A 25,438-nucleotide genomic window follows, 5' to 3' on the forward strand; every position below is an offset into this window, starting at 1 on the left:
CTGGGTCCCAGCCTGCGCTGGGACGACGGTGGTATCAGCAAAAAACTCCGTCATCCCAGCGCAGGCTGGGATCCAGAATCTGCCGACGTACTGGGTTTCCAAGCCGGCGCCGATTTGCCGCATTGATCAGGCGTACGACTTAGGTGTAATGGCCAACCCCCAAGCGCAGGCGTCCAATACCCCCGTCCTGCGTTCTGCGTGATCACAGGCAAGGTATTGCGAACGCTCCTTCCCCGGAGCGTTTCGACTGGGCGACCCGATGGTCGCCTTTTTTTTGTCTAGAATTTCCCCCGACCCCTCTAAGACCATGGTTCTAACCCGGTAAGACCATGGTCGAATGGCCCGGCGGGGAGGGGAGGGCTACAAAAGGCACCATACAAAAACAACTATTCACCGAGGTAACCCCGATGAGTGCTGCGTCACTGTATCCCGTACGCCCAGAGGTTGCGGCTAACACCCTGACCGACGAGGCGACCTACAAGTCCATGTACCAACAGTCGGTGGTCAACCCCGACGGCTTCTGGCGTGAACAGGCCAAGCGCCTGGATTGGATCAAGCCCTTCACGGCGGTGAAACAGACCTCGTTCGACGATCACCATGTGGATATCAAATGGTTCGCCGACGGCACCCTCAACGTCTCGGCCAACTGCCTGGACCGCCACCTGGCTGAACGTGGCGATCAGATCGCGATCATCTGGGAAGGCGACGACCCGGCCGACCACCGCGAAATTACCTACCGCCAACTGCACGAAGAAGTCTGCAAGTTCGCCAACGCCCTGCGTGGCCAGGACGTGCACCGTGGCGATGTGGTGACCATCTATATGCCGATGATTCCCGAAGCGGTGGTGGCCATGCTGGCCTGTACCCGAATCGGCGCCATTCACTCGGTGGTGTTCGGCGGCTTCTCGCCGGAAGCCCTGGCCGGCCGCATTATCGACTGCCGCTCCAAGGTGGTGATCACTGCCGATGAAGGCCTGCGCGGCGGCAAGAAAACTCCGCTCAAGGCCAACGTCGACGACGCCCTGACCAACCCGGAAACCAGCTCCATCCAGAAAGTGATTGTGTGCAAGCGCACCGGCTCGCCGATCAAATGGAACCAGCACCGCGACATCTGGTACGAAGACCTGATGAAAGTGGCCGGCAGCGTCTGCGCGCCGAAAGAAATGGGCGCCGAAGAAGCGCTGTTTATCCTCTACACCTCCGGCTCCACCGGTAAGCCAAAAGGCGTGCAACACACCACCGCCGGCTACCTGCTGTATGCCGCGCTCACCCACGAGCGCGTGTTCGACTACAAGCCGGGCGAAGTCTACTGGTGCACCGCCGACGTGGGCTGGGTGACCGGCCACAGCTATATCGTCTACGGCCCGCTGGCCAATGGCGCGACCACGCTGCTGTTCGAAGGCATTCCGAACTACCCGGACATCACCCGCGTGTCGAAGATCATCGACAAGCACAAGGTCAATATCCTCTACACCGCGCCGACCGCCATCCGCGCCATGATGGCCCAGGGTAAAGCCGCCATCGAAGGCGCCGACGGCTCCAGCCTGCGCTTGCTCGGTTCGGTCGGTGAGCCGATCAACCCGGAAGCCTGGAACTGGTACTACGAAACCGTCGGCCAGTCGCGCTGCCCGATCGTCGACACCTGGTGGCAGACCGAAACCGGCGGCGTGCTGATCAGCCCTCTGCCAGGTGCTACCGCCTTGAAGCCAGGCTCGGCCACTCGCCCGTTCTTCGGCGTGGTGCCGGCGCTGGTGGATAACCTTGGCAACCTGATCGAAGGCGCCGCCGAGGGCAATCTGGTGATTCTGGATTCCTGGCCAGGCCAGGCCCGTACCCTGTACGGCGACCACGACCGCTTTGTAGACACCTACTTCAAAACCTTCCGTGGCATGTATTTCACGGGCGACGGTGCCCGTCGCGATGAAGACGGTTACTACTGGATTACCGGCCGCGTCGACGACGTGCTCAACGTATCCGGCCACCGTATGGGTACCGCCGAAATCGAAAGCGCCATGGTCGCCCACCCGAAAGTGGCGGAAGCCGCGGTGGTGGGTATGCCGCACGACATCAAAGGGCAGGGCATCTATGTGTACGTGACGCTGAACAACGGCGAAGAGCCGAGCGAAGCGTTGCGTCAGGAACTCAGAGCCTGGGTGCGCAAAGAGATTGGTCCGATTGCCGCGCCAGACGTTATCCAGTGGGCGCCGGGCCTGCCGAAAACCCGTTCGGGCAAGATCATGCGCCGCATCCTGCGCAAGATCGCCACGGCCGAATATGACAGCCTGGGCGATATCTCCACCCTGGCGGATCCGGGTGTGGTGCAGCATTTGATTGATACGCACAAGGCGATGCAGCAAGCGGTGGCTTAACGGTTAGCCGCCTCAACAAAAACGCCCGCTCATTAGCGGGCGTTTTTGTTCCACGATCTAACCAACCCAACCCAACCCAACCCAACACCCGTCATTCCCGCGCAGGCGGGAATCCAGAATGTTGAGTCAGCCGCAAATCTGCGTCCCATCCGAAATTCTGGGTCCCGAATCGTTGGACCGCCGTCTACGCGAGGACGACGGCGGTTGGTATGGGGATTTTTATCGGCTTTGTTCAATCCGGTAGCACCGCCGATCCACAGCGGGGCAATCGGAAACAGGACGCACGCTTTACGGGCGTTTTCCCACGCGTTTAAAACCCCATTCCAGGCAAAAATCCAGCCGTGGCAAGGGTTACTAAAAACCCGGCCCAAAACTTGCTGTAGTTTCCTGTTTATCTCACCTCTGTGCGCTGCCCGTTTTGGCTGTGCCTGTCAATAGTCCAAATCCCCCGCCAAGCCCTTTTGTAATTAGTTGTCGCATTGAAGAAATATCGGCTTTGGGGCTGTCGTTAGAATGCCGCCACCCAGACGCTGCCACTCGCGCGTCGGCCGATGAGCTTCGTCCTTTCGGGTTATCACCCGGCAAAGATGGCGACTCTTCCTATAATTTCACGGTCAGCCTGCCATCCAGCGCTCGACCTATTCGAAGGAGTCCACGATGAAGAAGCTCGCCCTTCTCGGCGCCCTGGCGGTGTCCCTGCTGTCGTCCCTGGCTATGGCCGATGATGCCAAGCCCCTGCGTATCGGTATTGAAGCGGCTTACCCGCCCTTCGCCTTCAAAACGCCTGACGACAAAATCACCGGCTTCGACTACGACATCGGCATGGCCCTGTGCGAAGAGATGAAGGTGGAGTGCAAGTGGATCGAACAAGAGTTCGACGGCCTGATTCCTGCGCTGAAAGTACGTAAGTTCGACGCCATTCTGTCGTCCATGTCGATCACTGACGACCGCAAGAAGTCCGTGGACTTCACCGGCAAGTACTACTCCACTCCCGCCAAACTGGCGATGAAGGCCGGTACCGTGATCACCGATCCGCTGACCGACCTCAAAGGCAAGAAAATCGGCGTGCAGCGTTCTTCGGTTTACGACCGTTATGCCACCGAAGTCTTCGCTCCGGCTGGCGCCGAGATCGTGCGTTACAGCTCGCAGAACGAAGTGTTCTTGGACCTGGCCTCGGGCCGTCTGGACGCCACCCTGGCGGACTCGGTGAACATCGATGACGGTTTCCTGAAAACCGACGCTGGCAAAGGCTACGCATTCGCCGGTCCGGATTTCACCGAAGAGAAGTACTTCGGCGAAGGCCAAGGCATCGCCGTACGCAAAGGCGACAAGGCCCTGGCCGACAAGATCAGCGCCGCCATCCTGGCCATCCGCGCCAACGGCAAATACAAACAAGTGCAAGACAAGTACTTCGCCTTCGACGTTTACGGCAAGTAACGCGGCAGCACCGAAAGTGGCACAGGCTCGATTGCGGGATGTGCCACTTTTTATTTGCGCGGCATTTATTTCGGCGGTGCCTGTTGGCGCGTGGCGTTAGCAGTTTCTTTTTGCACGGCAGTTTCCCTTTTACCTAACGGGCTTTTCTTATGCTCAACGGCTACGGCTCGACCATTCTTGATGGCGCATGGCTGACCATTTCCCTGGCGCTGACCTCAATGGCGCTGGCGATTGTGCTCGGCCTGATCGGCGCTGCGTTTCGCTTGTCGCCGATCAAGTGGCTGGCGCTGTTGGGTGAAACCTATGCCACGGTGATTCGCGGCATTCCCGACCTGGTGCTGATTCTGCTGATTTTCTACGGTGGCCAGGACGTGGTGAACCGCGTAGCGCCGCTGCTGGGTTTTGAGGACTATATCGACCTCAACCCGTTCTCCACCGGCGTGTTCACCATGGGCTTTATCTTTGGTGCGTACCTGTCGGAAACCTTCCGCGGCGCCTTTATGGCCATTCCCAAAGGCCAGGGCGAGGCGGGCGCGGCCTACGGCATGAGTGGCATGCAGGTGTTTTTCCGTGTGCTGGTGCCGCAGATGATCCGTTTCGCCATTCCCGGTTTTACCAACAATTGGTTGGTACTGACCAAGGCCACCGCGCTGATTTCCGTGGTCGGCCTGCAAGACATGATGTTCAAAGCCAAGAACGCCGCCGATGCCACGCACCAGCCGTTCACCTTCTATCTGACCGTGGCGGCGCTGTACCTGGCCATCACCAGTGTGTCGTTGCTGCTGTTGCGGGCTTTGGAAAAACGCTACTCGGTGGGCTTGAAGGTGGCTGAACTATGATTTTCGACTTCTCGCCAATCTGGGCCAACTTCCCGATGTACCTGGGCGGCATTCTGGTCACCCTGAAGCTGCTGGCCATTTCCCTGACCATCGGTTTGGCCCTGGCCATTCCGCTGGGCCTGATGCGCGTCTCCAAGCAACCGTTGGTGAATGCACCGGCCTGGCTGTACACCTACGTAATTCGCGGCACGCCGATGTTGGTGCAACTGTTCCTCATCTACTACGGACTGGCCCAGTTCGAGGCGGTGCGTAACAGCTTTCTGTGGCCGTACCTGTCCAGCGCCACGTTCTGTGCGTGCCTGGCGTTTGCGATCAACACCAGCGCGTACAGTGCCGAAATTCTGGCCGGCAGCCTCAAGTCGATTCCTTACGGCGAGATCGAAGCGGCCAAGGCCATGGGCATGTCCCGCGCGAAACTGTACCGGCGCATTCTGCTGCCTTCGGCCCTGCGCCGGGCGCTGCCGCAGTACAGCAACGAAGTGATCATGATGCTGCACACCACCAGCCTGGCCTCGATCGTGACCCTGATCGATATCACCGGCGCGGCGAAAACCATCAACTCGCAGTTCTATCTGCCGTTCGAGGCGTATATCACTGCCGGTGCCATTTACCTGAGTCTGACCTTCGTGCTGGTGCGCCTGTTCAAGCTGGCCGAGCGTCGCTGGCTGAGTTACCTGGCGCCCCGCAAGGCCTGAGCATTTTCTGTTTTAGCAACGCCAGCCACGGCTGAACCATTGCCTGTCGAGAACCTGAACCATGTACAAACTCGAAGTCCAAGACCTGCATAAACGCTACGGCAGCCATGAAGTGCTCAAGGGCGTGTCGCTGGCGGCCAAGGCTGGCGATGTGATCAGCATCATCGGCTCCAGTGGTTCGGGCAAAAGTACGTTTTTGCGCTGCATCAACCTGCTGGAACAGCCCCACGGCGGCAAGATTTTGTTGAATGGCGAAGAGCTGAAACTGGTAGCCAACAAGGAAGGCGCGCTGAAAGCCGCCGACCCCAAGCAGCTGCAGCGCATGCGTTCGCGCCTGTCGATGGTGTTTCAGCACTTCAATCTGTGGGCGCATATGACGGCCCTGGAAAACATTATCGAAGCGCCGGTGCATGTCCTCGGCGTGCCGAAAAAAGAAGCCATCGAAAAGGCCGAGCATTACCTGAACAAGGTGGGCGTGGCCCATCGCAAGGGTGCGTACCCGGCGCATATGTCCGGCGGCGAACAGCAGCGCGTGGCGATTGCCCGTGCGCTGGCCATGGAGCCGGAAGTGATGCTGTTCGATGAACCGACTTCGGCGCTCGATCCAGAACTGGTTGGCGAAGTGCTCAAAGTAATGCAGGACCTTGCCCAGGAAGGCCGCACCATGGTGGTAGTAACCCACGAGATGGGCTTTGCTCGTGAGGTGTCCAACCAGCTGGTATTCCTACACAAGGGCGTTGTGGAAGAGCGCGGTTGCCCGAAAGAAGTGTTGGTGAATCCGCAGTCCGATCGTTTGAAGCAGTTTCTTTCCGGCAGCTTGAAGTAAGCTTCAGCGCGCTAATCAATTGCGACTTTGCAGCACAACCGGGCATGCACAAGCATGCCAACAGAGCCTAGACTGCCAGCCATGACTGCCCACCGAATTGGTTTTCTCCTCTGGCCCAACACCAAGGCCATGACCCTGGCTCTGGCTGAAGAAGCCCTGCGTGTCGCCCAGCGGGTGCACCCGGATGTGTCTTATGAGCTGGTGTTTCTGCAGGCCGAGCCGGTAGCCGAAGGCGCCTGGCGTCTGCCGGGCGAGCCATGGGCGGGCAAGCTGGAAGGCTGTCATAAACTGTTTTTGCTCGCCGATGAGCCGCCGGGCCATTTGGCTCCGGCGCTGTCCAGCGCACTCAAACAAGTGGTGCGCGCCGGTTGTGTGATTGGCGGGTTGTCTGCCGGTGTGTACCCCTTGGCGCAACTGGGTTTGCTCGACGGCTACCGCGCCGCTGTGCACTGGCGCTGGCAGGACGACTTCACCGAACGTTTTCCTAAAGTGATCGCCACCAGTCATTTGTTCGACTGGGACCGCGATCGCCTCAGCGCCTGCGGCGGCCTCGCCGTATTGGATCTGCTGCTGGCCGTACTGGCCCGCGACCACGGTGCCGAGTTGGCGGGCGCGGTGTCGGAAGAGCTGGTGGTGGAGCGCATTCGTGAAGGTGGCGAACGCCAACGTATTCCATTGCAAAACCGATTGGGCTCCAGCCACCCGAAGCTGACCCAAGCCGTGCTGCTGATGGAAGCCAATATCGAAGAACCGCTGACCACCGACGAAATCGCCCAGCACGTGTGCGTCTCCCGTCGTCAGCTGGAACGCATCTTCAAGCAATACCTCAACCGCGTGCCGAGCCAGTACTACCTGGAACTGCGGTTGAACAAAGCTCGCCAGTTGCTGATGCAAACCAGCAAATCGATCATCCAGATCGGCCTTTCGTGTGGCTTCTCCTCCGGCCCGCACTTCTCCAGCGCCTACCGCAACTTCTTCGGCGCCACCCCGCGCGAAGACCGTAACCAGCGGCGCAGTAGCAGCCCGTTTGAGCTGAGCTCCATTCCTTCCGAGCGCGGTTGATCGCCTGCTTCCGTCATCCCCGCGCAGGCGGGGATCCAGAATTTTCAGGCGAGCGGCGTTTGCCCTAGCAGTCTGGATTCCCGCCTGCGCGGGAATGACGGGATAAGGCGCAGCCTCACGAAATTTCCGCGCAGGCAGAAGCGCGTTTAAACTGCGCCTTCGCGACCCTTTCTGTCGCCTTTATGAAAGCTGCGAAAAATACGGGGTTGGCGCTATAAGAAGTTGTCGCATGCCGACAATGCCCTCCCCAAATCAGTCCCTACAATTCATTCCAGCGCCGACCTCTGGGGTCGGCGGTCCTTGTCAGGAGAGCTTCGATGTCCGTTGAGCAAGTGCAGGTACAGCGCGCCGATTTCGATCAGGTGATGGTTCCCAACTACGCCCCAGCAGCCTTTATTCCGGTGCGCGGCGAGGGTTCCCGAGTCTGGGATCAGAGCGGCCGAGAGCTGATCGACTTTGCTGGCGGTATCGCGGTGAACTCTCTGGGCCATGCCCACCCGGCATTGGTCAAGGCGCTCACTGAGCAAGCCAACCAGATCTGGCACGTATCCAACGTGTTCACCAACGAGCCGGCCCTGCGCCTGGCGCACAAGCTGGTAGACGCCACTTTCGCTGAACGCGTGTTTCTCGCCAACTCCGGCGCCGAAGCCAACGAAGCCGCCTTCAAGCTGGCCCGTCGTTACGCTAACGACGTATATGGCGCGGAAAAATTCGAAATCATCGCCGCCACCAACAGCTTTCACGGGCGGACCCTGTTCACTGTGACCGTTGGCGGTCAGCCCAAGTATTCCGATGGCTTCGGGCCAAAGATCGAGGGCGTGACCCACGTTCCGTTCAACGACCTGGCCGCCATGAAAGCCGCCATCTCGGACAAGACCTGCGCCGTTGTACTGGAACCGATCCAGGGCGAGGGCGGCATCCTGCCGGCCGACCAGGCATACCTGCAAGGCGTGCGCGAGCTGTGCGATGCGCACAACGCGCTGCTGGTGTTCGACGAAGTGCAGAGCGGCATGGGCCGTAGCGGCGAGCTGTTTGCCTATATGAACTACGGCGTGACGCCAGACATCCTGACCAGCGCGAAAAGCCTGGGCGGCGGTTTCCCGATTGGTGCCATGCTGACCACCACCGACATTGCTTCGCACCTGTCGGTGGGCGTGCACGGCACCACCTACGGCGGCAACCCGCTGGCCTGCGCCGTGGCCGGTGCCGTGATCGACGTGATCAACACCCCTGAAGTACTCAGCGGCGTAAAAGCCAAACACGAGCGCTTCAAAACCCGCCTTGAAGCGATTGCCGCCAAATACGGCATCTTCACCGAAGTGCGTGGCCTGGGCCTGTTGATTGGCGCGGCCCTGAGCGATGCCTGGAAAGGCAAAGCCAAAGACGTGCTCAACGCCGCCGAAAAAGAATGCGTGATGGTGCTGCAGGCCGGGCCGGACGTGGTGCGTTTCGCGCCAAGCCTGGTGATTCCGGATGCTGACATCGATGAAGGCCTCGACCGCTTCGAGCGCGCCGTGGCCAAGCTGACCCAAGCCTGACGGCTACAACGGAACGCTGAAGCTTCTCCCGCGTTGGCGGGAGAAGTTGGAGTCCCCGGCGTTCCGCTTTCCATTTCTAAAAGAGAATTTAAGGAGTAACACCATGCTGGTGATGCGCCCTGCGCAAATGGCTGACTTGGCTGACGTGCAACGTCTGGCTGCGGACAGCCCGGTTGGTGTTACTTCGCTGCCGGATGATGCCGGTCGGCTGGGCGACAAGATCGCCGCGTCCGAAGCCTCGTTTGCCGCCGAAGTGAGCTTTAACGGTGAAGAGAGCTATTTCTTCGTGCTGGAAGACACCGAAACCGGCCGCCTGGTCGGCTGCTCCGGCGTCGTGGCTTCGGCCGGTTATTCCGAGCCGTTCTACAGCTTTCGCAACGAAACCTTCGTGCACGCCTCGCGCTCGCTGTCGATCCACAACAAGATCCACGTGCTGTCGCTGTGCCACGACCTGACCGGCAATAGCCTGCTCACCAGCTTCTACGTTGAGCAGCCGTTGGTGGACTCGCCTTGGGCCGAACTCAACTCCCGTGGCCGCTTGCTGTTTGTGGCCAGCCACCCGGAGCGCTTTGCCGATGCGGTGGTGGTGGAGATCGTCGGCCACAGTGACGAGCACGGCGATTCTCCCTTCTGGGATGCCGTGGGCCGTAACTTCTTCGACCTCAACTACGCCGAAGCCGAGCGCCTGTGCGGGCTGAAAAGCCGGACCTTCCTTGCCGAGCTGATGCCCCACTACCCGATCTATGTGCCACTGCTGCCGGACGCCGCCCAGGAAGCCATGGGCCAGGTGCACCCGCGTGCGCAGATCACCTTCGACATTCTGATGCGCGAAGGGTTTGAAACCGACCACTACATCGACATCTTCGACGGCGGCCCGACTCTGCATGCGCGCACTTCGGGCATTCGCTCGATTGCCCAGAGCCGGGTTGTGCCGGCGCGGGTCGGTGAGCCGAGCAAGGGCCGTCTCTATTTGGTCGCCAACGGCCAACTGCAGGATTTCCGCGCGGTGGTGGTTGAGCTGGATTGGGTGCCGGGCAAACCGGTGAGCCTGAGTGCTGATGTTGCTGAGGCCTTGGGCGTCGGTGAGGGCGCAAGCGTGCGCCTGGTTGCGGTTTAAGAGGAATAGCCATGATCGTTCGTCCCGTGCGCAGTGCCGACTTGCCTGCCTTGATCAACCTGGCCCGCAGTACCGGCGCGGGCTTGACCACCTTGCCCGCCAATGAAGAGCGCCTGGCTCACCGCGTGGGTTGGGCCGAAAAAGCCTTCCGCGGCGAGGCCACCCGTGCCGACGCCGACTACCTGTTTGTGCTCGAAGACGATAACGGCGAAGTGGTGGGTATTTCCGCCGTCGCCGGCGCCGTGGGTCTGCGCGAGCCTTGGTACAACTACCGCGTCGGTCTGACCGTCAGTGCCTCGCAGGAGCTGGATATCTACCGCGAGATTCCTACCCTGTTTCTGGCCAATGACCTGACCGGCAACTCGGAACTGTGCTCGCTGTTTCTGAAGGCCGACCACCGCACCGGCGTGAATGGCCGCTTGCTGTCCAAGGCGCGTTTTCTGTTTATCGCCGAATTTCCGCAGCTGTTCGGCAACAAGATCATTGCCGAAATGCGCGGCATGTCGGACGAAGCGGGCCGTTCGCCGTTCTGGGAAAGCCTGGGTCGGCACTTTTTCAAGATGGAATTCTCCCGCGCCGACTACCTGACCGGCGTGGGCAACAAGGCGTTTATCGCCGAGCTGATGCCCAAGTTTCCGCTGTACACCTGCTTTCTCTCGGAAGAGGCGCGCAACATCATCGGCCGCGTGCACCCGGATACCGAGCCGGCCTTGAACATGCTCAAGGCCGAAGGGTTCAGCTACCAGGGCTACGTCGATATTTTCGACGCTGGCCCAGCCATCGAGGCCGAGACCAACAAGATTCGCGCCGTGCGTGACAGCCAGGCGCTGGTGCTGGCCATCGGCACTCCGGGCGACGATGCCACCACGTTCCTGATGCACAACCGCAAACGTGAGGAATGCCGCATTACCGCTGCGCCGGCACGCTTGGCGGCGGGCACCTTGGTGGTCGATCAGGCCACGGCCAAGCGTCTGCAATTGAAAGCCGGTGATCAGGTGCGTGCCGTGCCGCTGGCGGTGGAAAACAAGGAGCTGACCCGATGACCAGTCATTACATCGCCGGTGCCTGGCAAGCTGGCGCCGGGGAAGCGCTCGAATCGCTGAACCCGGTGACCCAGGCCGTGGTGTGGGCGGCCAAGGCAGCCACCGCCGCGCAAGTGGATGCCGCTGTGCAGGCTGCTCGTGGGGCGTTTCCGGCGTGGGCCAAGCTGTCGCTGGATGAGCGCATTGCGGTGCTCGAACGCTTCGCTGCTACCTTGAAAACCCGCAGTGACGAACTGGCGCGCACCATCGGTGAAGAAACCGGCAAACCGTTGTGGGAGTCGGCCACCGAAGTCACCAGCATGGTGAACAAGGTCGCGATCTCGGTGCAGAGCTACCGCGAACGTACCGGTGAAAAAAGCGGGCCGCTGGCCGACGCCACCGCCGTGCTGCGACACAAGCCCCACGGCGTGGTGGCGGTGTTTGGCCCGTACAACTTCCCCGGCCACCTGCCCAACGGCCATATCGTGCCGGCGTTGCTGGCCGGTAACGCAGTGGTGTTCAAGCCGAGCGAACTGACCCCCAAGGTCGCTGAGCTGACGGTGCAGTGCTGGATTGAAGCCGGCTTGCCCGCCGGCGTGCTGAACCTGGTGCAGGGCGGTCGTGATACTGGCGTTGCGCTGGCGGCCCATGCCGGTATCGACGGACTGTTCTTCACCGGGTCGAGCCGTACCGGCAATTTGCTGCACCAACAATTCGCCGGGCGCCCGGACAAGATTCTGGCCCTGGAAATGGGTGGCAATAACCCGCTGGTGGTGGAAGAGGTAAAAGACCTCGACGCGGCGGTGTACACCATTATTCAGTCGGCCTTTATCTCCGCCGGCCAGCGCTGCACCTGCGCCCGCCGTTTGCTGGTGCCGCAGGGCGAGTGGGGCGATACCTTGCTGGCGCGTCTGGTGGCCGTGGCCGCGACTATTCAAGTCGGTGCGTTCGACGCGCAGCCGGCGCCGTTTATGGGCTCGGTGATTTCTCTGGATGCCGCGCGCCACTTGCTCAAGGCGCAGGAGCATTTGATTGGCAACGGCGCTACGGCGTTGCTGGCGATGAGTCAGCCGCTGGAAAACGCCGCGTTGCTGACCCCCGGCATTCTCGACGTGACCGCCGTGGCCGAGCGCCCGGACGAAGAATTCTTCGGCCCGTTGCTGCAGGTGATTCGCTACGCCGATTTCGCCGCCGCCATCGCCGAGGCCAACAACACCCAATACGGCCTGGCCGCTGGTTTGCTGTCGGATTCGGCCGAGCGTTATCAGCAGTTCTGGCTGGAAAGCCGTGCCGGCATCGTCAACTGGAACAAACAGCTGACCGGCGCCGCCAGCTCGGCCCCGTTCGGCGGCGTGGGTGCCTCGGGCAACCATCGCGCCAGTGCCTATTACGCGGCCGATTACTGCGCCTACCCCGTGGCTTCGCTGGAAAGCGCGAGCCTGAGCCTGCCTGCAACCCTGACACCGGGAGTCAGTCTGTGACTACGACGAATGCCTATGAAGTGAATTTCGATGGCCTGGTGGGACCCACCCACAACTATGGTGGCCTGTCGTATGGCAACGTGGCCTCGCAAGGCAACAGTCAGCAAGTGTCGAATCCGCAAGAGGCCGCCAAGCAGGGCCTGGCGAAGATGAAAGCGCTGATGGAAATGGGCTTCAAGCAGGGCGTGCTCGCTCCGCAAGAGCGCCCGGACGTCGCTGCGCTGCGCCGTATCGGTTTTACCGGTAGCGATGCCGAGGTTATTGCACGTGCCGCTAAAGAGGCCATGCCGTTGCTGGTCGCCAGCTGCTCGGCGTCCAGCATGTGGACCGCCAACGCCTGCACCGTCAGCCCAAGTGCCGACACCCGTGACGGCAAAGTGCATTTCACTGCCGCCAACCTCAACTGCAAATTTCACCGCAGCCTTGAACACCCCACCACCAGCCGCATCCTCGGTGCGATGTTCGCTGATCAGGCGCACTTCGCTCACCACGCTGCCTTGCCTGCCGTTGCCCAGTTTGGCGACGAGGGCGCGGCCAACCACACCCGTTTCTGCAAAGACTACGGCGATGCGGGCGTGGAGTTTTTCGTGTTCGGCCGCAGTGCCTTCGACGCGCGCTTCCCGGGCCCGCAACGCTACCCGGCGCGTCAGACGCTGGAAGCCAGCCAGGCGGTCGCTCGTCTGCATGGTCTGGACGATGCCGGCGTGGTGTACGCGCAGCAGAACCCGGCCGTGATCGACCAGGGCGTGTTCCATAACGATGTGATCGCGGTGGGTAACGGCGAGGTGCTGTTCTATCACCAGGACGCGTTCCTGGAGACCGACAAGGTGCTGGCCGAGCTGCATGAGAAACTCAGCCGCCGTGGTGGTCGCCTGCAGGCCGTGTGCGTGCCGCGCGATGCCGTTAGCGTGGAAGACGCCGTGCATTCGTACCTGTTCAACAGCCAACTGCTGTCGCGCGCCGATGGCGGCATGCTACTGATCGTGCCGGAGGAGTGCCGCAACAACCAACGCGTGTGGCAGTACCTGGCGCAGTTGACTGCCGACGACGGACCGATCCGAGAGGTGAAGGTGTTCGATCTCAAGCAGAGCATGCAAAACGGCGGCGGCCCAGCGTGTCTGCGGTTGCGCGTGGCCCTTAAAGAGCCCGAACTGAACGCGGTCAATAGCGGTGTGATCATGACGCCATCGCTGTTTGACACCCTGAACGTGTGGGTCGACAAGCATTACCGCGACCGTATGGCCGAGACCGATCTGGCCGACCGGCAACTGCTCGTCGAATGCCGTTCGGCATTGGATGAGCTGACCCAGATCCTTAAACTAGGCTCTGTGTACCCCTTCCAGCTTAATTAAGAGTGTTTTGACCATGTCCGATACCTTGCAACTGATCCTTGAAGATACTGACGGCACCCAGCTGGAAACCTCCTGCACCCGTTTTGCCGTGATCTGGCAGGGCAAGGAAGTGTGGATTCAGCAAGACGGCCGCGGCCAATTGATCATCGGCGTGGACGTGGAGGAGGGCGACGCGGAATACGCCAACCTGCTGCTGCGTCCGCTGGCGACCAACCTGGTGAGCCTGGAACTGGAAATGGAACCTGCGGGCCTGCTCGACGATGAAGACGACCACGTGCACGGTCCGGACTGCAATCACTGATACCTGCAGTCAATAAGAAGGAACTTATCTGATGCTAGCCCTCGGTAAATTGCTGGAACTGACCCTGGTAGGCCGCGAGCCGGCCGCCAAGATTCAGCTGACCCCCGAGGGCACGCGGCTGCGCTGGCTGGCCGAGGGCGCATTGGAAATCACCCCGCCGGCGGGGTTGGACAGCGGCCTCGACTTGCTGCTGTCGGCCGGTATCCATGGCAACGAAACTGCCCCTATCGAATTGCTCGACCGCCTGCTGCAGGGCATTGCCCGTGGCGAGCTAAAGCCGCGGGCGCGCATTCTGTTTCTGTTCGGCAACCCCGAAGCCATGCGCAAGGGCGAGCGCTACCTCGAGCAAGACATCAATCGCCTGTTCAACGGCCGTCACGAGCAAAGCAGCGGTTTTGAAGCCCTGCGTGCCTGTGAGCTGGAGCGTTTGAGCGCGACGTTTTTCAATCAGGCGCCGGCCGATGTTCCCCGCCAGCGCCTGCATTACGACCTGCACACGGCCATCCGTGGCTCGAAAATCGAGCAGTTCGCCCTGTATCCGTGGCGCGAGGGCTGCAAACACTCGGTGTTGGAGCTGGCGCGCCTGAAGGCGGCCGGGGTGGCGGCGGTGCTGCTGCAAAGCAAGGCGTCGATCACCTTCAGTGCCTACACCTATGCGCAGTTGAACGCCGAGGCGTTCACCCTGGAGCTGGGTAAGGCGCGGGCTTTTGGGCAGAACGACGGCATCAACCTGGAATCGCTGGAGGCGCGCCTCAAATGCCTGATCGAGAACAACGAGCCGGCGCTAGAGCCGGACAATCTCGATGGCCTGCAACTGTTTGCCGTGGCGCGGGAAATCATCAAGCACAGCGATTCCTTTCACCTGAACCTGCCCGCCGACATCGAAAACTTCAGCGAGCTGCCGGTTGGCTATCTGCTGGCCGAGGATATCGCCGGTATGCGCTGGGTGGTGGAAGAGAAGGGCGCGCGGATTATCTTCCCCAATCCCAAGGTGAAGAACGGCCTGCGTGCCGGAATTCTCGTGGTGCCCACCAGCGCGGCAGCGCTTTAGTCGCTATTTAGTCGTAGCGCCTCTTGTCGCTGTCTGGCGGCTGCTTTAGGGTCGAGGGTCCGCCGTGAAGGAGACCTGTAATGCCCGTTATCGATTTGCGTAGCGACACCGTCACCCAACCCACCGCCGGCATGCGCGAGGCCATGTTGCAGGCGCCGGTCGGGGACGATGTGTACGGCGAAGACCCTACCGTTATCCGTTTGCAGGAATACCTGGCACAGCAATTGGGCTTTGCCGAGGGCCTGTTCGTGCCCAGCGGCACCATGAGCAACTTGCTCGGCCTGATGGCGCACTGTGAGCGCGGCGACGAGTACATCGTTGGTCAGGAAGCGCACACCTACAAATACGAAGGCGGCGGCGCGGCTGTGCTGGGCTCCATTCAACCTCAGCCTTTGCAGGTGGAAGCCGATGGCTCGCTGGACCTGGCGCGGGTTGCTGCGGCGATCAAGCCGGACGATTTCCACTTTGCCCGCACCCGCTTGCTGGCTCTGGAAAACACCATGCAAAGCAAAGTGCTGCCGCTGAGTTACCTGGCAGCGGCGCGCAAGCTGACCCAGGAGCGCGGCCTGCAACTGCATCTGGACGGCGCTCGCCTGTACAACGCCGCCGTGAAGCAAGGCGTGGCGGCGCGGGAAATTACCCAATATTTCGATTCGGTGTCGGTGTGCCTGTCCAAAGGCCTGGGCGCGCCGATTGGTTCGGTGCTGCTGGGCAGCGAGCAACTGATTGGCAAGGCGCGGCGGCTGCGCAAGATGGTCGGTGGCGGCATGCGCCAGGCCGGGATTCTGGCGGCGGCGGGCCTTTATGCGCTGGAACATCAGGTGGAGCGCCTGGCTGACGACCACGCCAATGCGGCGGCGCTGGCGGCAGGGTTGGCGGAGTTGGGCTACACCGTAGAACCAGTGCAAACCAATATGGTGTACGTGCAGATGGCCGACCGGGCGCCGGCGCTCAAGGCATTTTTGGCTGAGCGCGGTATTACGATTTCGGCTTCCGAGCGTCTGCGGCTGGTCACCCATCTGGACGTCAGCAGCGGCGATATTGCCCGTGTGATCGAAGCATTCGCCGCCTTTGCCGAATAAACTGCTGGAAAACAACGCTAGCTATCGAATAAATACCGCCAGGGCCGATATAATGCGGCCCTTTGCCGGCCTAAAAGCGGTAGCCATTAGCCCTATCGCGCACTGTACCTAATTAGATCGCCGCCTTTCCCGTGGAAAAATTTATGAAAAGCGCAGAAATCCGTGAAGCCTTCCTCCGCTTCTTCGAAGCACAGGGTCATACCCGTGTTGCTTCCAGCTCGTTGATTCCGGGCAATGACCCGACGCTGCTATTCACCAACGCCGGCATGAACCAGTTCAAAGACTGCTTCCTGGGCCAGGAAAAACGCGCCTACACCCGCGCCGTCAGCAGCCAGAAGTGCGTACGCGCCGGCGGCAAGCACAACGACCTGGAAAACGTCGGTTACACCGCGCGTCACCACACCTTCTTCGAAATGCTCGGCAACTTCAGCTTCGGCGACTACTTCAAGCGCGACGCGATCAACTACGCCTGGCAATTTCTGACCTCGGACCAATGGCTGAACCTGCCCAAGGAAAAACTCTGGGTGACGGTGTACGCCAGCGATGACGAGGCGTACGACATCTGGACCAAGGAAGTCGGCGTGCCGGCTGAGCGCATGGTCCGTATTGGCGACAACAAAGGCGCGCCATACGCGTCCGATAACTTCTGGACCATGGGCGACACCGGTCCGTGCGGTCCTTGCACCGAGATCTTCTTCGATCACGGCGCCGACATCTGGGGTGGCCCACCCGGCTCGCCGGAAGAAGACGGCGACCGTTACATCGAAATCTGGAACAACGTCTTCATGCAATTCAACCGCACTGCCGACGGCGTGCTGCACCCGTTGCCAGCGCCGTCGGTAGACACCGGTATGGGCCTGGAGCGGATCAGCGCCGTGCTGCAGCACGTGCACTCGAACTATGAAATCGACCTGTTCCAAAGCCTGCTGGCCGCATGCGCCAAGGCCATTGGTTGCACCAACGATGATCAGCCGTCGCTGAAAGTGGTGGCCGACCATATCCGTTCCTGCGGCTTTCTGATTGCTGACGGCGTAACCCCGTCCAACGAAGGCGTGGCTACGTGCTGCGTCGCATCATTCGTCGTGCTTGCCGCCACGGTAACAAGCTGGGGGCCAAGGGCAGCTTTTCTACCAGATCGTTGCGGCCCTAGTTGCCGAGATGGGCGAGGCATTCCCGGAACTGAAACAGCAGCAGGCGCATATCGAGCGCGTGCTGAAAACCGAAGAAGAGCAGTTCGCCAAAACTCTGGAGCAGGGCCTGAAGATTCTCGAGCAAGATTTGGCCGAGCTCAAAGGCACCGTGATTCCGGCGAAGTGATTTTCAAGCTGTACGACACCTTCGGTTTCCCGATGGACCTCACCGGCGACATCGCCCGTGAACGCGAGCTGACCTTAGATGAGCCGGCTTCGAGCGTGAGATGGAAGCCCAGCGCGTGCGCGCCCGCTCCGCCAGCTCGTTTGGCATGGACTACAACAGCCTAGTCAAAGTCGACAGCGAAACCGTATTCCTCGGCTATAAAGCCACCAGCGGCAGCGCTAAGGTGTTGGCTCTGTTCAAGGCGGGTCAGGCGGTTGATAGCTTGGCGGCGGGTGAAGAGGCGTTGTGGTCCTCGACCAGACGCCGTTCTACGCTGAGTCCGGCGGCCAGATTGGTGATTGCGGTTTCCTTCAGGCCAGCGGCGTGCGTTTCGATGTGCGTGACACGACCAAAGCCGGCGGCGCATTTCTGCACCACGGCGTGGTCACCGAAGGCAGCCTCAAGTAGGCGCCGCGGTGGAAACGAATGTGGAAGCGGACGTCCGCAAAGCGACCTCGCTGAACCACTCGGCAACTCACTTGCTGCACGCCGCGCTGCGCCAGGTATTGGGCGAGCACGTACAGCAGAAGGGCTCTCTGGTGGATAGCCAGCGTCTGCGTTTCGACTTCAGCCACTTCGAAGCGATCAAACCGGAGCAGATCAAGGCGCTGGAAGACATCGTCAACGCCGAGATTCGCAAGAACACGGCGGTCGAAACCGAAGAAACCGATATCGAAACCGCCAAGAACAAAGGCGCCATGGCGCTGTTCGGCGAGAAGTACGCGACAACGTACGTGTACTGAGCATGGGCGGCAGCTTCTCGGTGGGAGCTGTGCGGTGGTATCCATGCAGAGCGCACCGGCGATATCGCCCTGTTCAAGATCATCAGCGAAGGCGGCGTGGCCGCTGGCGTGCGTCGTATCGAAGCGGTGACGGGCGCTGCAGCCCTGGCCTATTTGAATGGTGCTGAAGAACAACTGAAAGAAGCGGCGGTGCTGGTCAAAGGCAACCGTGACAACCTGCTGGACAAGCTCGGTGGTCTGGTTGAGCGCAACCGTCAGCTGGAGAAAGAACTGGAGCAACTCAAAGCCAAGGCCGCCAGCGCGGCCGGCGATGATCTTTCCGGTTCGGCTATTGATGTGAAAGGCGTGAAGGTACTCGCCCATCGTCTGGATGGTTTGGATGGCAAGGCGCTGCTGGCGCTGGTCGACCAACTGAAGAACAAGCTCGGCCGCGCAGTGATCCTGCTTGGCGGGGTGAGCGATGATAAAGTTGTGCTGGTCGCAGGCGTTACCCAGGACCTGACCGCGCAGCTCAAGGCCGGTGATTTGATGAAGCAGGCCGCACAAGCGGTCGGCGGCAAGGGCGGTGGTCGCCCGGACATGGCTCAGGGCGGCGGCGTTGATGCCGGCGCACTGGACGCCGCGCTGGCACTGACCGTGCCTTTCGTCGAACAGGGTCTATAACGCTCGACTCAAGTTGCCGCCTGCCGCCCAGCAGGCACTGGCAACGGGTCGAGGCGATTGATTAATGAGGGGCTGAGGCAGCTGCAAATGGCTTTGATCGTACAGAAGTTTGGGGGCACCTCCGTCGGCACCGTCGAGCGTATCGAGCAGGTGGCCGAGAAGGTCAAGAAATTCCACGAGGCCGGCAATGAGCTGGTGATCGTGTTGTCGGCCATGAGCGGTGAAACCAACCGCCTGATCGACCTGGCCAAGCAGATTAGCGACCAACCGGTTCCACGTGAGCTGGATGTCATGGTGTCCACCGGTGAGCAGGTGACGATTGCCCTTTTGGCCATGGCGTTGATCAAACGCGGCGTGCCAGCGGTGTCGTACACCGGCAACCAGGTGCGCATCCTCACCGACAGCGCGCACAACAAAGCGCGCATTCTGCAGATCGACGACCAGAAGATTCGCACTGACCTCAAGGCCGGTCGCGTGGTGGTTGTAGCCGGTTTCCAGGGTGTGGACGAGCAGGGCAACATCACCACTCTCGGCCGTGGCGGTTCCGACACTACCGGCGTGGCGCTGGCGGCAGCCTTGAAGGCTGACGAGTGCCAGATTTACACCGACGTGGACGGCGTTTACACCACCGACCCACGCGTAGTGCCCCAGGCCCGTCGCCTGGACAAGATCACCTTCGAAGAAATGCTGGAAATGGCCAGCCTGGGTTCCAAGGTGCTGCAGATTCGCTCGGTGGAATTCGCCGGCAAGTACAACGTCCCGCTGCGCGTGCTGCACAGCTTCCAAGAGGGTCCGGGCACCCTTATTACTATTGATGAAGAGGAATCCATGGAACAGCCGATCATCTCCGGCATCGCCTTCAACCGCGACGAAGCCAAGCTGACCATCCGTGGCGTGCCGGATACCCCCGGTGTAGCCTTCAAAATTCTCGGCCCGATCAGTGCCGCGAACATTGAAGTGGACATGATCGTGCAGAATGTCGCGCACGATAACACCACCGATTTCACCTTCACCGTGCACCGCAACGACTACCAGAACGCCCAGCAAGTGCTGGAGCAGACGGCGCGCGAGATCAATGCGCGGGAAGTCAGCGGCGACCTGAAGATTGCCAAGGTATCGATCGTTGGTGTTGGCATGCGTTCCCACGCGGGCGTTGCCAGCCGTATGTTCGAAGCGCTGGCCAAGGAAAGCATCAATATCCAGATGATCTCGACCTCCGAAATCAAGGTTTCGGTGGTGATCGAAGAGAAATACCTGGAGCTGGCAGTGCGTGCACTGCACACCGCCTTCGAGCTGGATGCCCCAGCCCGGCAGGGCGATTAAGCGATTATTCGGAAGGCGCGGTTAATTCCGCGCCTTTTGTCTTTTTGGCGGGGTAGGTGGAACTTTCTTTCTGTCTACACTAGTCAATACTTGGGTGACGGAAGCGGCGTGGGTTGATATGCACCGCTGCCGTCACCATTTTAATTTTTGCAGACTGTCTAGTTGTCCTGAACTGTAATCCGTAAGGAGAAAGGGAATGCTGATTCTGACTCGCCGGGTCGGAGAGACCCTGATGGTTGGTGACGATGTCACTGTCACCGTGTTGGGCGTTAAAGGTAATCAGGTGCGAATTGGCGTAAATGCGCCGAAGGAAGTCGCTGTGCACCGTGAGGAAATTTACCAGCGCATCCAGAAAGAGAAGGACCAAGAACCAAGCCACTAATTTTTATCAATTTTTGGCTTTGCAAACGGGGAAAACATGGATATCATGCGCCCCGTGTTGCGGAGAGGTGGCCGAGTGGCCGAAGGCGCTCCCCTGCTAAGGGAGTACACCTCAAAAGGGTGTCGGGGGTTCGAATCCCCCCTTCTCCGCCATTAATTTCAACGAAATTGATGTTCTAGGGTTTAAGCGCTAAGTCGTTGAAATTACTGGAAAAATTGATTGACCATCAGTTTCGAAGCTTTATAATTTGCGTCACAATGCACTCATAGCTCAGCTGGATAGAGTACTCGGCTACGAACCGAGCGGTCGGAGGTTCGAATCCTCCTGAGTGCACCATTTAAATAGCGTGATTTGTTGCTAAAACAAGTCCGCAGTTTAAGTCAGAGATGTAACAAGAGAGTCTCTGAATCGTTGTTGAAAGTTGTAATTTGCACTCATAGCTCAGCTGGATAGAGTACTCGGCTACGAACCGAGCGGTCGGAGGTTCGAATCCTCCTGAGTGCACCATATTTAAAGGGCCTGCAGACATGCAGGCCCTTTTTTATTGCCTACGGTTTTACGCAGCCGTCGCTATCAAAACTCACGCTACGTTTACGTCCGCTCTGTTTTTCCACGTAGCTGTAGCGCACCTTGCCATTTTGGCTGCTGATGCTGTCTGGCTTGCCCAGCATGCTTTCGACATCACGCTGAGTCATTCCCGCCCTCACTTCCTTATTGATCATCGCCTTGCGCCGTGCACTGGCGGTTACCTGGTTGCCGCAACCGTCCTGACGCTCGGCAGTGCCGGCGATCGTGCGATGTTCTTCTTTGGGCTGGGACTTACTGGCTGCTTTTTCGGGCTTTTGGACGGTTTGCGGGGTGATGCTACCCGGCGGCGGGTTATCGGCATCGTGCAGCTGCAATTGCTGGTCGCTCGGACAACCCAGGTGGGTAAAGGTGACGTGGCCGTCGGGGGCTTCGCAGCGGTGCACGGTGGCGGCAAAAAGCGTGGGGGAAAGAGCGCGGATAAGGTGATGAGTAAATGGAGCGCGGGATACATGAGTGTGTCCTCCGTGACAGTTGGAGGATCACCCTACGCCTGTTTTTGTTCGATCTGGAGTGCCTCACACAGTTTCCAGCGCGTCGTACATATGATTCAGAAAAAACCTAGCTTTATGGCGCAAGCGCTTGTTCTTGCCTAGATTTTGTCGCATGCAAAGCCTAGGAGCAGTGGTATCATTTGCCGGTCAGCCTCGCCGGGGCTTATGGATTGCAATCATGGACTTACCCAGTAGTAGCTCAAAACCTCGCTTTACCAATCATGAATTGACTGATTGATCCCCTTGGCGCGCTCTTCCGCTGGGGTGGAGTGTGCTATGACAGAAGTAGAAGCAAAAAAGCCGCAAGAAAGTCTGCAGGACCGACTCGCACAAGTCGTTGAACTGCTGCATCGTCAAAAGCTGGTCGAAGACCTGACGCACCGTCAGGAAGGCCAACATCAGGAACGGGTCGAAAGCCTGGTCCACCGGCAGAATCTCGTCGAGTTGCAACGCAAGCTCGATGATCTGCACTCCGCCGACGTTGCCCACATTCTCGAAGCGTTGCCGCTCGATGACCGCCTGACCGTATGGCAGTTGGTCAAGGCTGAGCGCGACGGCGACATCCTGCTCGAAGTATCCGACTCGGTTCGAGAAACCCTGATCGCCGACATGGACGATCACGAGATTCTCGCTGCCGCCAAGGACATGGACGCCGACGAACTCGCCGACCTTGCCCCCGAATTGCCGCGCGACGTTGTACATGAACTGATGGAAACCCTCGATGCGCAGCAGCGTGAACGCGTGCGTTCAGCGTTGTCGTACGAAGAGGATCAGATCGGCGCACTGATGGACTTCGAGATGGTCACCATCCGTGAAGACGTCAGCCTGGAAGTCGTATTGCGCTATCTGCGCCGCTTGAAAGAGCTGCCAGGCCATACCGACAAATTGTTCGTGGTCGATTACGACGGCGTGCTCAAAGGCGTGTTGCCAATCAAGCGTTTGCTGGTCAACGACCCGGACAAACAAGTAGCTGACGTCATGGCTGATGATCCGGTGAGCTTCCATCCGGATGAGGATGCTTACGACGCTGCGCAAGCGTTCGAGCGTTACGACCTGATTTCCGCGCCTGTCGTTGATAAGAACGGCAAGCTGATCGGCCGTCTGACCATCGATGAAATGGTCGACCTGATTCGTGAAGAAAGCGAAACCGAAGTGTTGAACATGGCGGGTCTGCGTGAGGAAGAGGATATCTTCGCCTCGGTGTGGAAGTCGCTGCGTAACCGCTGGTCCTGGCTGGCCATCAACCTGATTACGGCGTTTATTGCTTCGCGCGTGATCGGTTTGTTCGAAGGTTCCATTGAGAAGTTGGTGGCGCTGGCGGCATTGATGCCGATTGTGGCGGGCATCGGCGGTAATTCTGGTAACCAGACGATTACCATGATTGTGCGGGCGATGGCGCTGGACCAGGTAAGCACCGGCAATACCTCGCGCTTGATGCGCAAAGAACTCGCGGTCTCGCTGTTCAATGGCGTGGTATGGGGCGGGGTGATCGGTGTGGTCGCCTATATGCTTTACGGCAGCTGGTCGTTGGGCATTGTGATGACGGCAGCGATGACGCTGAACCTGCTTCTGGCCGCGCTTATGGGGGTGCTGATTCCGATGACACTCACTCGCCTGGGGCGCGATCCGGCGCTGGGTTCCAGTGTGATGATCACGGCGGTGACAGACAGCGGTGGCTTCTTTATCTTCCTCGGCCTAGCAACATTGTTTCTGCTTTAGGCCGAAACGCGAGACATAAAAAAACCGCCCGAGAGGCGGTTTTTTTATCGAGGCTTCAAACGAAGCAGAAGGCCGGCTTAGGCTTCTTCTGCGTTCATCTCGGCGTCGTGGGCGATCAAGGAAACCAAAGCGTTTTGCTGGCGACGGGACAGTTGGCGAAACCGTTGCAGCAGCTCGCGCTCATGCAAAGAAAGTTCCGGTCTATCCAGGCGCATGCTCAGGTCTTCGTCCAGCGAGCCTTCCTGGAGCATGCTCTGCTCGAGGCGGGCGATTATCTCGGAGTTCATGCTGCGGTGATGATTACGAGCTACATCCGCGATGCGCTCGCGCATGCCATCGGGTAAGCGAACGACGAACTTGTCAGCCGTACGGCTGGAATAAATAGCCTGTTTCATAGGGCGCATACATTTAAACCGGTTAGTTCAGGGAAGCGATGCTGGCACTTGGCTGCATGATTGTCACCGGTTTGACCATCAATAGCACTAGCCGTTCAACGGGGAGCGAAGAAACCCCTGTTGACTTAGCAGTCACTGCATCAGTTATTTGACGCCAAATCTGTGTCGCATTTTGAACCGGCTACAGGCTTTGTGCCAGCACCAACTGTCGAAAATGCGCGCCATTTGTCAAAGTCGATGAAATTGGTACTTCAGTGCTGCGTAGTAAAGCTGATGTTTGGCCTGGTGTCACAGGCTGTACGCTGCACTTTAGAGGGGTTTCACCATTTTGTTTGTCACCATTTGGTGACGATCAGGCAAGATTGCCGCTGAATGTGCGCCATGCCGCGCAGTGGTCTTGAGGTATTGGTAGATGGGCACATTGATTTATCTGGTCGGGCCTTCCGGCTCAGGCAAAGACAGCCTGTTGCAAGCCGCTCGCCCGGCGCTTGAGGCTCGGGGCTGCCATATCGTGCGGCGGGTGATTACCCGTTCTGCCGAAGCGGTGGGCGAGGAGGCCGAGGCTGTCAGCCCGGAGCAGTTCGACCGCATGGAAGCCGACGGCGCCTTCGCCATGAGCTGGCGCGCCAATGGCCTGGCCTACGGCATTCCCGCGCAGATCAATGAATGGCTGGCTGCCGGTGACGATGTGTTGGTCAACGGCTCTCGTGCGTATCTTCCCCAGGGGCGGCGCCGTTATCCGAATCTGCTGGCGATTCTGCTGACAGTCGACACCGACGTACTGCGCCAACGCCTATTGGCGCGCGGGCGTGAATCGCTGACGGAAATCGAGGCTCGCCTGGCGCGCAACGCGCAATTCCAGCCTGAAGCTTCCGACGATGCCGCCTTGCACGTTCTGGACAACTCCTCCCACTTCGAGCGCACCGTCGCCGCGCTACTCGACCTCATTGCCCGGCACCGCCGCTAAACCAAATCCAGCGGCAGCTCCGTGGTGCGCTTTACCTCGCTCATGGCGATATTTGAATGCGCTTCCAGCACGTGCGGGCGCTGCAGCAACTGGTCGCGCAAGAAGCGCTCGTAGCTGGCGATATCTTTGGCCACCACCTTCAGCAAGTAGTCCGAGCCGCCGGCCATGGTGAAACACTCCAGCACCTGCGGGTAACCCACAATCGCCTCCTCGAATTCGGTGAGGTTATTGCGCCCATGGGCCGATAGTTTGATGTTGACGAACACCGTGATCGAAAACCCCAGCAGCGCGGGGTTGAGCAGGGCGACCTTGCGTTCGATCAGCCCTTCTTCCTGCATGCGATGAATACGCCGCCAGCACGGTGACTGCGACAGCTCGACCTTCTCTGCGATTTCGGCTGCGGACAAATCGGCATTGTGTTGCAGCAGACGAAGAATCTTCCGATCGATAGGGCTAAGCGGGTTCTGCATGACTCATTCCCAATTGTTTTTGTTCTTGGATAGTTCATGCACAAGAGTGGCTCCGAGGCCCACAAATAGAAAGAAAAAAGCTGAACCGTCCGTTCATATTCTTAGCCATATGTTTAGGGCAGTGATCCTGCTCGAAACAAGCACGGGTGGCGTTCACCGTCGCCGCCCA

At 59.7% G+C, this 25,438-nt stretch carries 21 protein-coding genes, 3 tRNA genes and 1 pseudogene; 22 read left to right on the top strand and 3 right to left on the bottom strand.

Features of this window, described 5'->3' with window-relative positions:
- The first annotated feature begins 407 nt into the window (after nt 1-407).
- The 20 genes and pseudogenes from acs to AC0V2S_RS16870 all read left to right on the top strand — a co-directional run bounded on the left by acs (nt 408) and on the right by AC0V2S_RS16870 (nt 21,146).
- Nucleotides 408-2,369 (top strand): acetate--CoA ligase, encoded by a 1,962-nt coding sequence (gene acs / locus AC0V2S_RS16775; protein WP_475510726.1) that lies wholly within the window; start codon nt 408-410, stop codon nt 2,367-2,369.
- Nucleotides 2,370-3,026: 657 nt separating this feature from the next.
- Nucleotides 3,027-3,806, top strand: a complete 780-nt coding sequence (locus tag AC0V2S_RS16780) for an ABC transporter substrate-binding protein (RefSeq protein ID WP_475510727.1) — start codon at nt 3,027-3,029, stop codon at nt 3,804-3,806.
- Between the two features lie 149 nt (nt 3,807-3,955).
- Nucleotides 3,956-4,645, top strand: a complete 690-nt coding sequence (locus AC0V2S_RS16785; protein ID WP_475510728.1) for an ABC transporter permease — start codon at nt 3,956-3,958, stop codon at nt 4,643-4,645.
- Nucleotides 4,642-5,340, top strand: coding sequence for an ABC transporter permease (locus AC0V2S_RS16790; RefSeq protein WP_475510729.1), 699 nt, complete (start codon nt 4,642-4,644; stop codon nt 5,338-5,340). Before AC0V2S_RS16785 ends, AC0V2S_RS16790 begins: the two co-directional genes overlap by 4 nt.
- A 61-nt stretch (nt 5,341-5,401) precedes the next feature.
- On the top strand, nt 5,402-6,166 hold the full coding sequence (locus AC0V2S_RS16795) for an ABC transporter ATP-binding protein (RefSeq protein ID WP_271195601.1): 765 nt from the start codon (nt 5,402-5,404) through the stop codon (nt 6,164-6,166).
- 81 nt (nt 6,167-6,247) lie between these two features.
- The gene (gene argR / locus AC0V2S_RS16800; protein WP_475510730.1) at nt 6,248-7,228 is read left to right on the top strand and encodes a transcriptional regulator ArgR; all 981 of its coding nucleotides are present in this window, start codon (nt 6,248-6,250) and stop codon (nt 7,226-7,228) included.
- A gap of 317 nt (nt 7,229-7,545) precedes the next feature.
- Nucleotides 7,546-8,766: an aspartate aminotransferase family protein gene (locus AC0V2S_RS16805; protein ID WP_475510731.1), complete on the top strand. Its 1,221-nt coding sequence runs from the start codon at nt 7,546-7,548 to the stop codon at nt 8,764-8,766.
- Between the two features lie 103 nt (nt 8,767-8,869).
- Nucleotides 8,870-9,883: an arginine/ornithine succinyltransferase subunit alpha gene (gene aruF, locus AC0V2S_RS16810; RefSeq protein ID WP_475510732.1), complete on the top strand. Its 1,014-nt coding sequence runs from the start codon at nt 8,870-8,872 to the stop codon at nt 9,881-9,883.
- A gap of 11 nt (nt 9,884-9,894) precedes the next feature.
- On the top strand, nt 9,895-10,926 hold the full coding sequence (gene astA / locus AC0V2S_RS16815; protein WP_475510733.1) for an arginine N-succinyltransferase: 1,032 nt from the start codon (nt 9,895-9,897) through the stop codon (nt 10,924-10,926).
- A complete protein-coding gene (astD, locus tag AC0V2S_RS16820; RefSeq protein WP_475510734.1) occupies nt 10,923-12,386 on the top strand; it encodes a succinylglutamate-semialdehyde dehydrogenase in 1,464 nt (487 codons plus the stop codon). Before astA ends, astD begins: the two co-directional genes overlap by 4 nt.
- Nucleotides 12,383-13,738: an N-succinylarginine dihydrolase gene (astB, locus tag AC0V2S_RS16825; protein ID WP_475510735.1), complete on the top strand. Its 1,356-nt coding sequence runs from the start codon at nt 12,383-12,385 to the stop codon at nt 13,736-13,738. Before astD ends, astB begins: the two co-directional genes overlap by 4 nt.
- A gap of 13 nt (nt 13,739-13,751) precedes the next feature.
- Nucleotides 13,752-14,039: a topoisomerase II gene (locus AC0V2S_RS16830; protein ID WP_475510736.1), complete on the top strand. Its 288-nt coding sequence runs from the start codon at nt 13,752-13,754 to the stop codon at nt 14,037-14,039.
- A 31-nt stretch (nt 14,040-14,070) separates the two neighbouring features.
- Complete coding sequence (gene astE / locus AC0V2S_RS16835; RefSeq protein ID WP_475510737.1) at nt 14,071-15,090, top strand: succinylglutamate desuccinylase; 1,020 nt, start codon at nt 14,071-14,073, stop codon at nt 15,088-15,090.
- Nucleotides 15,091-15,170: 80 nt separating this feature from the next.
- Nucleotides 15,171-16,172, top strand: coding sequence for a low-specificity L-threonine aldolase (ltaE, locus tag AC0V2S_RS16840; protein WP_475510738.1), 1,002 nt, complete (start codon nt 15,171-15,173; stop codon nt 16,170-16,172).
- 143 nt (nt 16,173-16,315) lie between these two features.
- Nucleotides 16,316-18,934 (top strand): annotated as a pseudogene (gene alaS, locus AC0V2S_RS16845) (alanine--tRNA ligase).
- Between the two features lie 87 nt (nt 18,935-19,021).
- Complete coding sequence (locus AC0V2S_RS16850; protein WP_475510739.1) at nt 19,022-20,257, top strand: aspartate kinase; 1,236 nt, start codon at nt 19,022-19,024, stop codon at nt 20,255-20,257.
- Nucleotides 20,258-20,453: 196 nt separating this feature from the next.
- The gene (gene csrA / locus AC0V2S_RS16855) at nt 20,454-20,639 is read left to right on the top strand and encodes a carbon storage regulator CsrA (protein ID WP_003283978.1); all 186 of its coding nucleotides are present in this window, start codon (nt 20,454-20,456) and stop codon (nt 20,637-20,639) included.
- A gap of 61 nt (nt 20,640-20,700) precedes the next feature.
- Nucleotides 20,701-20,791 (top strand) — tRNA-Ser (locus AC0V2S_RS16860).
- A 107-nt stretch (nt 20,792-20,898) separates the two neighbouring features.
- Nucleotides 20,899-20,975 (top strand) — tRNA-Arg (locus tag AC0V2S_RS16865).
- 94 nt (nt 20,976-21,069) lie between these two features.
- Nucleotides 21,070-21,146 (top strand) — tRNA-Arg (locus AC0V2S_RS16870).
- Nucleotides 21,147-21,187: 41 nt separating this feature from the next.
- On the opposite strand, the gene bamE is transcribed toward AC0V2S_RS16870, so the two are convergent.
- Nucleotides 21,188-21,610 carry an outer membrane protein assembly factor BamE domain-containing protein gene (gene bamE / locus AC0V2S_RS16875; RefSeq protein WP_475510740.1) on the bottom strand — a complete coding sequence of 141 codons (423 nt, stop codon included), beginning with the start codon at nt 21,608-21,610 and terminating at the stop codon, nt 21,188-21,190.
- Between the two features lie 384 nt (nt 21,611-21,994).
- Between bamE and mgtE the strand changes: the two genes are divergently transcribed.
- A complete protein-coding gene (mgtE, locus tag AC0V2S_RS16880; protein WP_475510741.1) occupies nt 21,995-23,437 on the top strand; it encodes a magnesium transporter in 1,443 nt (480 codons plus the stop codon).
- Nucleotides 23,438-23,514: 77 nt separating this feature from the next.
- Here mgtE and AC0V2S_RS16885 read toward each other — a convergent pair whose 3' ends face one another.
- On the bottom strand, nt 23,515-23,841 hold the full coding sequence (locus AC0V2S_RS16885; protein ID WP_110617953.1) for an Arc family DNA-binding protein: 327 nt from the start codon (nt 23,839-23,841) through the stop codon (nt 23,515-23,517).
- A 403-nt stretch (nt 23,842-24,244) separates the two neighbouring features.
- Between AC0V2S_RS16885 and phnN the strand changes: the two genes are divergently transcribed.
- Entirely contained in the window at nt 24,245-24,799 is a 555-nt protein-coding gene (gene phnN / locus AC0V2S_RS16890) for a phosphonate metabolism protein/1,5-bisphosphokinase (PRPP-forming) PhnN (RefSeq protein ID WP_475510742.1), read from the top strand.
- Here phnN and AC0V2S_RS16895 read toward each other — a convergent pair.
- Nucleotides 24,796-25,269, bottom strand: coding sequence for an Lrp/AsnC family transcriptional regulator (locus AC0V2S_RS16895; RefSeq protein ID WP_475510743.1), 474 nt, complete (start codon nt 25,267-25,269; stop codon nt 24,796-24,798). The genes phnN and AC0V2S_RS16895 overlap by 4 nt on opposite strands.
- Between the last annotated feature and the right edge of the window lie 169 nt (nt 25,270-25,438).

This window comes from Pseudomonas sp. CC11G (genome assembly GCF_056174845.1).